The organism is Cyanobium sp. Lug-B (genome assembly GCF_024345635.1).
Lineage (GTDB): Bacteria > Cyanobacteriota > Cyanobacteriia > PCC-6307 > Cyanobiaceae > Cyanobium > Cyanobium minutissimum.
On the sequence record NZ_JAGQBM010000038.1, the window covers coordinates 19,172 to 27,487 of the forward strand.

An 8,316-nucleotide genomic window follows, 5' to 3' on the forward strand; every position below is an offset into this window, starting at 1 on the left:
CGTTACCGGTTTTCCATGCCTTCCCCTGTGCAGGTGCGCTGTTGCGATGCCAGCGGCTGCCGCTCCGCCGGCAGCCAGGGCCTGCGCACCGCCCTGGAGGGGGCCCGTGAGTCGGCCGGCCTCGATCCCTCCCAGCTGACGATCAAGCCGGTGGGGTGCCTGCGCCAGTGCGGCAGCGGTCCCCTGGTGGCCTGCGACAGGCCTGGCCGCACCCGGCTGTTCGGCGGGCTGTCGCCCGAGCTGGCCGGGGCCCTCATCACCGACGCCCTCGCCGCCGATGGTGAGGGGGACGCCGCTCCCACAACCGCGTCGGACCCCCTGGCGGCCCATCGGATCGATCTGGACGGTCCCTTCTTCGCCCTGCAGCGGCCCGTGGTGCTGGAGGGCTGCGGGCAGGTGAATCCCGAATCCATCGACGACGCGATCGCGTTCGGCACCTACGCCCAGCTGCAGCGTGTGCTGCAGGAGCTCACCCCGGAGCAGGTGCGGGACGAGGTGCGCCGCAGTGGCCTGCGCGGCCGGGGCGGTGCCGGCTATCCGACGGGCCTGAAGTGGGACACGGTGGCCCTCCAGCCCCCCGGCCCCCGCTATGTGGTCTGCAACGCCGACGAGGGGGACCCGGGCGCCTTCATGGACCGCAGCGTGCTGGAGAGCGATCCCCACCGGCTGATCGAGGGGATGGCGATCGCCGCCTACGCCGTCGGCGCCGAGCGGGGCTTCGTCTACGTGCGGGCGGAATACCCCCTGGCGATCGAGCGCCTGCGGCTGGCCCTGCAGCAGGCCCGCAGCCGTCACCTGCTGGGCAACCACATCCACGGCACCACCTTCAACCTGCGCCTGGAGGTGCGCGTGGGGGCCGGCGCCTACGTCTGCGGTGAGGAGACGGCCCTGCTGCTCTCGATCCAGGGCCAGCGGGGCATGCCCCAGCCCCGGCCCCCCTTCCCGGCCCAGTCGGGTCTCTGGGGGGCGCCCACCCTGATCAACAACGTCGAGACCTTCACCGCCGTGCCGGCGATCCTGCGGCAGGGGGGCGACTGGTATGCGGCGATGGGCACCGAGCACAGCAAGGGCACCAAGGTGTTCGCCCTCTCCGGGGCGGTGGTCAACACCGGCCTGGTGGAGGTGCCGATGGGCACCCCCCTGCGCACCGTGGTGGAGGTGATCGGCGGCGGGGTGCCCGACGGCTCGCCGATCAAGGCGGTGCAGACGGGGGGGCCCTCGGGCGGCTGCATCCCGGCGGAGCGGCTCGACACCCCCGTCGACTACGAGAGCCTGGTGGCGCTCGGTTCGATGATGGGCTCCGGCGGCATGGTGGTGATGGGGGAGAGCACCTCCATGCCCGAGGTGGCGCGCCATTTCATGGGCTTCAGCGTCAACGAGAGCTGCGGCAAGTGCATCCCCTGCCGCGCCGGCACCGTGCAGCTGGCCCAGCTGCTGGATCGCTTCGTGGAGCGCCGCGCCACCCCCGAGGACATGGAACGCCTCGATGCCCTCTGCCAGATGGTCAAGGTCACCAGCCTCTGCGGCCTGGGCCAGTCGGCCCCCAATCCGGTGCTCAGCACCCTGCGCTGGTTCCGCCACGAATACGAGGCGGCCTGCCGGGAGCCCGCGCTCTGCGGCACCCCGGGGGAGGTGCGCTGATGGCCGTCGTCACCCTCAACGTCAATGGTCAGGACGTGGCGGTGCCGGCGGGGGCCAGCCTGCTGGAAGCCACCCGGGCGGCCGCGGCCGACGTGCCCACCCTGTGCCACCTCGACGGTCTCAGCCCGGTCTCCTCCTGCCGGCTCTGCCTGGTGGAGGTGGAGGGATCGAACAAGCTGCTGCCCGCCTGCAGCACCGCCGCCGCCGAGGGGATGGTGGTCCACACCCATACGCCCCAGCTGCGGGAGTATCGGCGCATGGCGGTGGAGCTGTTCTTCGCCGAGGGCAACCACGTCTGTGCCGTCTGCGTGGCCAACACCCACTGCGAGCTGCAGGACATGGCCGTCACCGTGGGCATGGACCATTCCCGCTTCCCCTACCAGTACCCCCAGCGGTCGGTGGATGCCTCCCACCCCCAGTTCACCCTCGACCACAACCGCTGCATCCTCTGCACCCGCTGCGTGCGGGTCTGTGACGAGATCGAAGGCGCCCATGTGTGGGACATCGGCAGCCGTGGCGGCCACTGCCACATCGTCGCCGGCCTCGATGAACCCTGGGGCCAGGTGCAGGCCTGCACCTCCTGCGGCAAGTGCGTGGAGGTGTGCCCCACCGGTGCCCTGTTCCGCAACACCGACACCACCGCCGAGAAGCAGCCCGACGCCGGCTTGCCCGCCCTGCTGCGCGCCGCCCGCGACCAGCACCGCTGGCACAACCAGTGACCGACCCCACCATGACCCCCTCCCCCCCCGCCGCCAAGCTGCGCCTCGCCACCGTCTGGCTGGCGGGCTGCTCCGGCTGCCACATGTCGTTCCTGGATCTCGATGAATTCCTCTTCGACCTGGCCGAGCAGGTGGATGTGGTGTTCTCTCCGGTCGGCACCGACGCCAAGATCTACCCCGAGGCCGTCGACATCGCCCTGGTGGAGGGGGCGGTGGCCAACGTCGACAACCTGGAGCTGGCCCTGCAGGTGCGCCAGCGCACGGGCCTGGTGATCTCCTTCGGCGACTGCGCCGTGACGGCCAATGTGCCGGGCCTGCGCAACCTGCTCGACGCCGGCCACGACAGCGCCAAAGCGGTGCTGGAGCGCGGCTACCTGGAGCTGGCCGACGCCACCGGCCAGCTGCCCTTCGCCCCCGGCATCGTTCCCGAGCTCCTGCCCCGGGTGCTGCCCCTGCACGAGGTGATTCCGGTGGATCTCTACCTGCCGGGCTGCCCCCCCTCGGCTGAGCGCATCCGCGAGGCGATCACCCCCTTGCTGGCCGGGGAGCGGCCGGCGATGGAAGGGGCCGCCATGCTGCGCTTCGGATGAGGACCTCCCCATGACCCGCACCGTTCTCATCGATCCGGTGACCCGCATCGAGGGCCACGCCAAGATCACCCTCCACCTCGACGAGGCCGGCCACCTCACCGACACCCGCTTCCACGTGGTGGAGTACCGGGGTTTCGAGAAGTTCTGCGAGGGCCGGCCCTTCACCGAGATGGCCGGCATCACGGCCCGCATCTGCGGCATCTGCCCGGTGAGCCACCTGCTGGCGGCCGCCAAGACCGGCGACAAGCTGCTGGCCCTCTCGATCCCCCCGGCGGCCGACAAGCTGCGGCGGCTGCTCAACCTGGCCCAGCTCACCCAGTCCCACGCCCTCTCCTTCTTTCACCTCAGCAGCCCCGATTTCCTGCTGGGCTGGGAGAGCGATCCGGCCAAGCGCAATGTCTTCGGCCTGTTGGCCGCCGACCCTGACCTGGCCCGGGCCGGCATCCGTCTGCGCCAGTTCGGCCAGCAGATCCTGGAGCTGCTGGGCGGCCGCAAGATCCACTCCGCCTGGGCGGTCCCCGGGGGTGTGCGCACCCCCCTGAGCCAGGAGGCCAGGGACTGGATCCTGGATCGCCTGCCGGAGGCCCGCGCCACGGTGACCCTGGCCCTGGAGCTCTACAAGAGGCTGCTGGATGGCCCCCTTCAGAAGGAGCAGCGGGTCTTCGGCGACTTCCCCAGCCTGTTCATGGGCCTGGTGACCCCCCAGGGGCTCTGGGAGCACATCGAGGGGCGCATCCGCTTCCGCGACGCCCATGGGGCGATCGTCGCCGACCAGCTCAGCGAGGACGACTACGCCGAATACCTCGGCGAGGCGGTGGAACCCTGGAGCTACCTCAAGTTCCCCTACTACAAACCCCTGGGTTACCCGGACGGGATCTACCGGGTGGGTCCCCTGGCGCGGCTCAACGTCTGCGACAGCGTCGGCACCCCCTGGGCCGACCGGGAGCTGGCGGAACTGCGCCAGCGCAGCGGCCAGCCCGTCACCTCGAGCTTCGCTTACCACCACGCCCGCCTGGTGGAGATCGTGGCCTGCCTGGAGGCGATCGAGGCGCTGGTGCAGGACCCCGAGCTGATGCACGGCCGCATCCGGCTGCGGGCCTCCCTCAACCGCAACGAGGCGGTGGGGGTGAGCGAAGCGCCCCGGGGCACCCTCTTCCACCACTACAAGGTGGATGACGACGGCCTGCTCACCAGCGTCAACCTGATCATCGCCACCGGCCAGAACAACCTGGCGATGAACCGCACCGTGCATCAGATCGCCCGGGAGTACATCCCCGATCCGGTGCCCGCCGGCACCGAGATCCCCGAGGCGATGCTCAACCGGGTGGAGGCGGGCATCCGCTGCTTCGACCCCTGCCTCTCCTGCTCCACCCATGCCGCCGGCCAGATGCCCCTGCGCCTGCAGCTGCTGGCCGCCGACGGCACGGTGCTGGCTGAGCGCCTGCGGGGATGAGCGACGCCGGCACCGGCACCGGAGGCGCGCTGCTGATCGGCATCGGCAACCCCCTGCGGGGCGATGACGGGGTGGGCTGGCACCTGGTGGAGGGACTGGGTCTGCAGCGCCACCAGCTCACCCCCGAACTGGCCGAGGCGGTGGCGGGCGCCGACCGGCTGCTGATCGTCGATGCCTGGCTGGCGCCGCCGCAGAGCCGCTGCCTCCTGCGGCCCCTGCTGGCCTCAGACGGCTGGGAGCGGGACACACACCGGGTGGCGCCCGCCCGGCTGCTGGCCCTGGCCGAGCAGCTGTTCGACCGTTGCGTGCCGGCCCACGAGCTGCTGGTGCCCGCCTTCGACTTCTCCTGGGGCGAGTGCTTCTCCCCGCAGCTGCGGCGCCAGCTGCCCCGGGCCCGCCGGCTGCTGCGGGGCTGGCTGCGGGGGATGCCGCCGTCCCATGCATGAACTCAGCCTGATGGATGCGGTGCGGCAGCAGGTCCTGGAGCAGGCCGCCCTCCATGGGGCCGGCCGCATCACCGCCATCACCCTGCGGGTGGGCAGCCTGGCGGGGGTGGAGATCGAGGCCCTGCGCCTGGCCCACACGGTGGTGATGGCGGACACCCTCGCCGCCGGCTCCCGGCTGGAGATCGAGGCGGTGGAGGCTGCGTGTTTCTGCGCGGCCTGCGAGCAGCCCTTCGCGGCGCACGATGGCTGCTGCGAGTGCCCACGCTGCGGCCGCATCAGCCGGGAACTGCTGCGGGGCCGGGAGCTGCAGCTGGCCTCGATGGAGATCGCCTGACGCGGCTGCAGGGTCTGGGGGGAGTCCTGCCTGTCCGCCCGAACCGATCGCCGTCTGGAAATGAAATGCAATTTTGCGCAAGATTTCGTTTTTTCAGCACTCTGTGCCAGGCCTTTTGCTGTCCATGAATGACGATTTCCGGTTTCCGCTGGCGTTGAGTGTCATAGGAAAGAGAGGCGTAACCACCATGACATTGATCACCAGAATCGTTCAGCGCAGTGTGGGCGTCGCCGCCACCGGCGGTCTGCTGTTCGGCGGCGCCGCAATGGCGGAAGTCCGTCCCGCCGATGGTCGCTCGGAGGCGGTGCCGGAGTCCATCTCCGAGCCGATTCCCGCGGAGGCTCCCGCCGCTGAAATCCCTGTCCAGGATGCGAGCCTGATGGGCGCGGTCCCGGCGAGCCAGGACGTCCCTGCTCCTGCTGTCGCCGCTCCCCAGGCCGCCACGGCTGAGGACGCCCTGATGGCCCAGACCTATCCCCAGCCGGTGGTGAAGGAGGTCTATTCCGCCAAGGGCTGGTACCTCACCATCGGCGCCGGATACCAGCAGCCGAGCGACCAGACGGTCAACAGCACCGGAACGTTTGTTTCCCCCTTCTTCTCGCCCCTGCTGTTCAACTTCGGAAACAACAATTCCACCAAGCTCGATCTCGGCGGAGGCTTCTCCGGTGATGTGGGCGTCGGTTACGACTTCGGCGCCCTGCGCGCCGAGCTCACCTACGGCTACAGCCGTTCAAGCCTCAATGCGGTTGGTGCCGCCAATCCCATCGGCTTCGGTGCCTTCGGCATCGTCCCCTTCACCGACAATGTCTCCGGCGTCATCAACAAAAATGATCTGCTGGTGAGTCTTTACTACGACATCGAAACCAACAGCCGCTGGACGCCCTACATCGGTGGCGGTGTGGGTTACACCAACCTCAGCACCCCGAGCTTCAGCCTCAACGGCATTCCCACCAACAGCGTCAACAAGGGGCTGTTCGGCTGGCAGGCCAAGGTGGGCGTCAGCTACGCCATGAACTACAACTCCGATCTCTACCTGGAGGGCGTCTACCAGGGAGCCGGCGGCTATTCCACTGAGAACGTGTCCTTCGACGCCTTCAACAGCTTCGGCGGCAAGATCGGCTTCCGTTACCGCTTCGGTGCCCGCCCGGTGGCGGCCGCGCCTGCTCCCACCCCGGAGCCGGAACCCATCATGCAGCCCGCACCGGCTCCTGCGCCGATCTTCCAGCCCGAACCGGCCCCCGCGCCCATCCGCGGTCTCTGGTGATCACGTGACGGCCGTTGCCGCGGCCCCGTCGGAGCGTCGTGCCTAGCCTTGCGGGGTGAGGCCGGGCCCCGACGGGGCTCTTCCGTGCCCACTCCTGACGGGGGCCGATCCGGCGATGTGTGTCGACTGCAGTTGCGGCCAACCGGTCGCCCCCGCCATCGAGGCCCCCCGGCACCTGGAGCTGGGCCAGCGTCTGCTGGTCCACAACGATGCCCAGGCGGCGGCCAACCGGGAGCACTTCGCCGCGGCCGGTGTCACGGTGATCAACCTGCTCTCCTCGCCGGGTTCCGGCAAGACCGCCCTGCTGGAGCGGCTGGCCCGGCACCTGGCTCCCCCCTCCCCGGCGGAGCGCCATCCGATGGCGGTGATCGTGGGCGATCTGGCCACCGACAACGACGCCCTCCGTCTGCGGGCCGCCGGGGTGCCCGCCCTGCAGATCACCACCGGCCAGGCCTGCCATCTGGAGGCGGCGATGGTGCACCGGGCTCTCCATGAGCTGGCCCACCTCGGCCAGCCCCTCGACGGCCTGGAGTTGCTTGTGATCGAGAACGTCGGCAACCTGGTCTGCCCGGCCGCCTTCGATCTCGGTGAGAGCCAGCGGGTCGTCCTGCTCTCGGTCACCGAAGGGGAGGACAAGCCCCTGAAGTACCCGGCCATCTTCCATTCCGCCGACGTGGTGGTGATCAGCAAGGGCGACCTGGCGGAGGCCTGCGGCTTCGACGGACCCCAGGCCCGTCGCCACATCGCCCGGGTGGCCCCCCGGGCCCGGATTGTGGAGGTCTCCGCCCGCACCGGGAAGGGCATTCCTGAGCTGCTGGCGGCCCTGGGCCTGGAGCGGGTGGCCGTGGCCGGCTGACCATGCCACCGCTGGCGGGGCAGGCCCAGCTCCGCCTGGAGTGCCGTGGGGTGGTGCAGGGGGTGGGCTTCCGGCCCCTGGTGCACCGCCTCGCCCGGGACCTTGATCTGCGTGGCGAGGTGGAGAACGGACCGGGGACGGTGCGCCTGCGGCTGGAGGGGGACCGCCGCTCCCTGGAGACGTTTCTGCGGCGCCTGCCGCAGCAGCTGCCCCCCGGGGCCCGCCTTGAGCCCCTCGATCCGGTCTGGTCGGCGGCCGCCGGCCCGGCGGCGGGTCCGTTCCAGGCGGGGGTGCGGATCCTGGTCGGCCAGGCCAGGCCGCTCAGCATCGATCTGATCGCGTCGTCGCTGGTGGCCGACCGGGCCCCCTGCCGCGCCTGCCTGGCGGAACTGGCCGATCCCGCCGATCGCCGCTTCGGCTACCCCTTCATCAGCTGCTGCGACTGCGGTCCCCGCTTCAGCATCGCCACGGCCGAGCCCTGGGCCCGGGCCCAGACGACCCTGGCGCCGTTTGCCCTGTGCCCGGCCTGCCGCCGGGAGTTCGAGGATCCTTCCGACCGCCGCTTCCACGCCGAGACCATCGCCTGCCCGGTGTGCGGGCCGCGGCTGGCGCTTCTGGATGCCTCCGGGGTGCCGCTGACCGGCTCCCGTACCGGCGACGACGCCAGTCCCCGGGCCCTGATCCGGGCCTGCTGCGATCTCCTGGCGGGCGGGAAGGTGCTGGCCCTGCAGGGGGTGGGCGGGTTCCAGCTGCTGGTGGATGCCACCGATGCCACCGCGGTGGCCCGGCTGCGACGGCGCAAGCGGCGGCCCGCCAAGCCCTTCGCCCTGCTGGTGGCCGAGGGCGGGGCCCTCGCCCCCTTCTGCGTCATTGACGCTGCCGAGCGTCGGGCCCTGGAGGATCCCGCCGCCCCGATCGTGCTGCTGCGGCGCCGCCCAGGGGCGCCCGACGCCCTGCCGGGCGTGGCCCCGGGCAGCCCGTGCCTGGGGGCGATGCTGCCGGCGTCGCCGCTG

General features: G+C 70.9%; 9 protein-coding genes. All 9 read left to right on the top strand.

Annotation, left to right across the window (positions count from 1 at the left end):
- Positions 1-15: 15 nt before the first annotated feature.
- Positions 16-1,641 (top strand): NuoF family protein, encoded by a 1,626-nt coding sequence (locus KBY81_RS10405; RefSeq protein WP_254976436.1) that lies wholly within the window; start codon positions 16-18, stop codon positions 1,639-1,641.
- Positions 1,641-2,360 carry a bidirectional hydrogenase complex protein HoxU gene (gene hoxU / locus KBY81_RS10410; RefSeq protein ID WP_106221473.1) on the top strand — a complete coding sequence of 240 codons (720 nt, stop codon included), beginning with the start codon at positions 1,641-1,643 and terminating at the stop codon, positions 2,358-2,360. The genes KBY81_RS10405 and hoxU overlap by 1 nt, the downstream gene beginning before the upstream one ends.
- An 11-nt stretch (positions 2,361-2,371) precedes the next feature.
- Positions 2,372-2,950, top strand: coding sequence for an oxidoreductase (locus KBY81_RS10415; protein WP_106221584.1), 579 nt, complete (start codon positions 2,372-2,374; stop codon positions 2,948-2,950).
- Positions 2,951-2,960: 10 nt separating this feature from the next.
- Entirely contained in the window at positions 2,961-4,403 is a 1,443-nt protein-coding gene (locus KBY81_RS10420; protein WP_254976437.1) for a Ni/Fe hydrogenase subunit alpha, read from the top strand.
- Positions 4,400-4,849 carry a hydrogenase maturation protease gene (locus tag KBY81_RS10425; protein ID WP_254976438.1) on the top strand — a complete coding sequence of 150 codons (450 nt, stop codon included), beginning with the start codon at positions 4,400-4,402 and terminating at the stop codon, positions 4,847-4,849. Before KBY81_RS10420 ends, KBY81_RS10425 begins: the two co-directional genes overlap by 4 nt.
- A complete protein-coding gene (hypA, locus tag KBY81_RS10430; protein ID WP_106221467.1) occupies positions 4,842-5,183 on the top strand; it encodes a hydrogenase maturation nickel metallochaperone HypA in 342 nt (113 codons plus the stop codon). Before KBY81_RS10425 ends, hypA begins: the two co-directional genes overlap by 8 nt.
- A gap of 187 nt (positions 5,184-5,370) precedes the next feature.
- The gene (locus KBY81_RS10435; protein ID WP_254970659.1) at positions 5,371-6,447 is read left to right on the top strand and encodes an outer membrane protein; all 1,077 of its coding nucleotides are present in this window, start codon (positions 5,371-5,373) and stop codon (positions 6,445-6,447) included.
- A 115-nt stretch (positions 6,448-6,562) separates the two neighbouring features.
- On the top strand, positions 6,563-7,303 hold the full coding sequence (hypB, locus tag KBY81_RS10440) for a hydrogenase nickel incorporation protein HypB (RefSeq protein WP_254976439.1): 741 nt from the start codon (positions 6,563-6,565) through the stop codon (positions 7,301-7,303).
- 2 nt (positions 7,304-7,305) lie between these two features.
- The coding region (locus KBY81_RS10445; RefSeq protein WP_254976440.1) for a Sua5/YciO/YrdC/YwlC family protein at positions 7,306-8,316 on the top strand (1,011 nt) is incomplete at its 3' end.

Excerpts from the sequence above, each read along its gene's own strand:
- KBY81_RS10405 (WP_254976436.1), top strand. The coding sequence starts at position 16 with ATGCCTTCCCCTGTGCAGGTGCGCTGTTGCGATGCCAGCGGCTGCCGC.
- hoxU (WP_106221473.1), top strand. The coding sequence starts at position 1,641 with ATGGCCGTCGTCACCCTCAACGTCAATGGTCAGGACGTGGCGGTGCCG.
- KBY81_RS10415 (WP_106221584.1), top strand. The coding sequence starts at position 2,372 with ATGACCCCCTCCCCCCCCGCCGCCAAGCTGCGCCTCGCCACCGTCTGG.
- KBY81_RS10420 (WP_254976437.1), top strand. The coding sequence starts at position 2,961 with ATGACCCGCACCGTTCTCATCGATCCGGTGACCCGCATCGAGGGCCAC.
- KBY81_RS10425 (WP_254976438.1), top strand. The coding sequence starts at position 4,400 with ATGAGCGACGCCGGCACCGGCACCGGAGGCGCGCTGCTGATCGGCATC.
- hypA (WP_106221467.1), top strand. The coding sequence starts at position 4,842 with ATGCATGAACTCAGCCTGATGGATGCGGTGCGGCAGCAGGTCCTGGAG.
- KBY81_RS10435 (WP_254970659.1), top strand. The coding sequence starts at position 5,371 with ATGACATTGATCACCAGAATCGTTCAGCGCAGTGTGGGCGTCGCCGCC.
- hypB (WP_254976439.1), top strand. The coding sequence starts at position 6,563 with ATGTGTGTCGACTGCAGTTGCGGCCAACCGGTCGCCCCCGCCATCGAG.